Genomic DNA, 1,574 nt, shown 5'->3' with positions numbered 1-1,574 from the left:
GCTTTCAATTACCCACAAATTCTCCTCCAACCATGGCGCCTAGCGCGATGTCGGTGAGGCGTGACAGCCCGCGCCACATAACGGTATTGCCGGGCGGCGGATCGCTGGCGCGGGCGAGATAACCGCCGAGCCGGGCGATCTTGATCAGATAGTGCGAGAGCGTTTTCTGTCTTGCTTTTGGCTTGTCGTTGACGAGGCGATCGAGCACGCCGATTTCAGTAGCAGTCAACGCGAGGGTTGGCGGCTCGTCTGAGGCTGAACGGTTGAGCATCGTGATCCAGAAGACCCGCCAACTCAGGATGCAAAAGAGCGAGATCAGGTTGGTCAGACGCTGGGCAGTCCTGAGCTTCGACTCCTCAGCTTTGCAGCCCGATTTGAGGATCTTGTGGAACACCTCGATCTTCCATCTCAAGCCATACCATTCCAGCTTCTCAATGGCGTCGGTGCGGGAACCAACAGGCAGGTCGGTGATCAGCTTCCAATCGATCTTCTTTCTGTTTTTCGGCGTCCCGCGCTCTTCGGCATGGATCACCGTCAGGGTCAGAGCGGGATAGCGCTTCTGCTTTCCGATCGGCGGCAGGACGCGAATCTTGCGATACCTAATCTCAAGAACGGCCTGGTCGGGATTGCCGTTGCTGTCTCTGACTTCGATGCGATGGAGCCCTTTGACGGCGACCTCGTCCATTTCGTCGGCGATCGTGTGATCCCCGTCTCCAGCCAAGCGGTCGACGCAGGTCCTGATCAGGAAATGAGTTCCGATCTCCTGTGCTGCGCAGAAAAGCTCGTAGATGTCACTCTCGCGATCACCGATATGGATGCATCGTCCCGGATGATCCAAGAGTTGCGTAGACTGCTTGAGATTTTCCAACCACCGGACGCTTTCCTTTTTCTCGATGGGAATCCGGGTCGGATTGATCTTCTTTTTAAGCGCTGCCGTCCCCTTGAATTTCTTCCGGGTCCAGAACTTAACGGCCGCCAACCCCAGCGGCACACCCTCGATAGTAACCGCGAGGCTCGAATGCATCAGGATGCCGCAAACCGTGTGCGATCTGAGGCGACCTGCCTTATCCCGTCCACTGTTTATGCTCTTGGTGATGCCGATAGCTTCTGACTTCTCTCGTTGATAGCTGAACTCGGTTGTGTCGTGCAGCACAAGAACGAGACCTTCAGCGGCGGCACGATCACGTGTCGATTGGAAATGGCCGGCCAGAATGTCCGCTTCGCTGACCCGGTCATTGGAGAAGAAGCGGTAGGCTGCCTTGGTATTCGCCCAATCCTGGCAGACGAGCGGAATGCTTTGTCCCATGGCGCTTCCAATCTGCGTGAGCAGTTTGCGGAATCTGTCGCCGAGCCGCGCGTCCCTAAACTCGCATCCACTACTCTCTCGATCAATCCAACATTCACCTTCCAAGGATCGCAAACAGCCTTTTGCCGATCGAACCCTTAATGTCAGCCCCATAGAGCACCCCTCGCGAATCAGGTGCTCAGCAAGGAATCACAAGTGATTCTTTCGATTCAAGATTTCACCAATCCGCGATCAGCCCGAGTAGTCAAAGTTATGGGTAATTGAAAGC

At 55.6% G+C, this 1,574-nt stretch carries 1 protein-coding gene; it reads right to left on the bottom strand.

Features of this window, described 5'->3' with window-relative positions:
* Positions 1-4 precede the first annotated feature (4 nt).
* Positions 5-1,459 (bottom strand): IS4 family transposase, encoded by a 1,455-nt coding sequence (locus ACFFWD_RS00280; RefSeq protein WP_376960290.1) that lies wholly within the window; start codon positions 1,457-1,459, stop codon positions 5-7.
* Positions 1,460-1,574 lie beyond the last annotated feature (115 nt).

It is taken from the genome of Bradyrhizobium erythrophlei (assembly GCF_042430365.1).
Taxonomy (GTDB): domain Bacteria; phylum Pseudomonadota; class Alphaproteobacteria; order Rhizobiales; family Xanthobacteraceae; genus Bradyrhizobium; species Bradyrhizobium erythrophlei.
Note: the sequence above shows the minus strand (reverse complement) of the source record. Positions and strands in the feature narration are given on the sequence as shown.

Excerpts from the sequence above, each read along its gene's own strand:
- ACFFWD_RS00280 (WP_376960290.1), bottom strand. The coding sequence starts at position 1,459 with ATGGGGCTGACATTAAGGGTTCGATCGGCAAAAGGCTGTTTGCGATCC.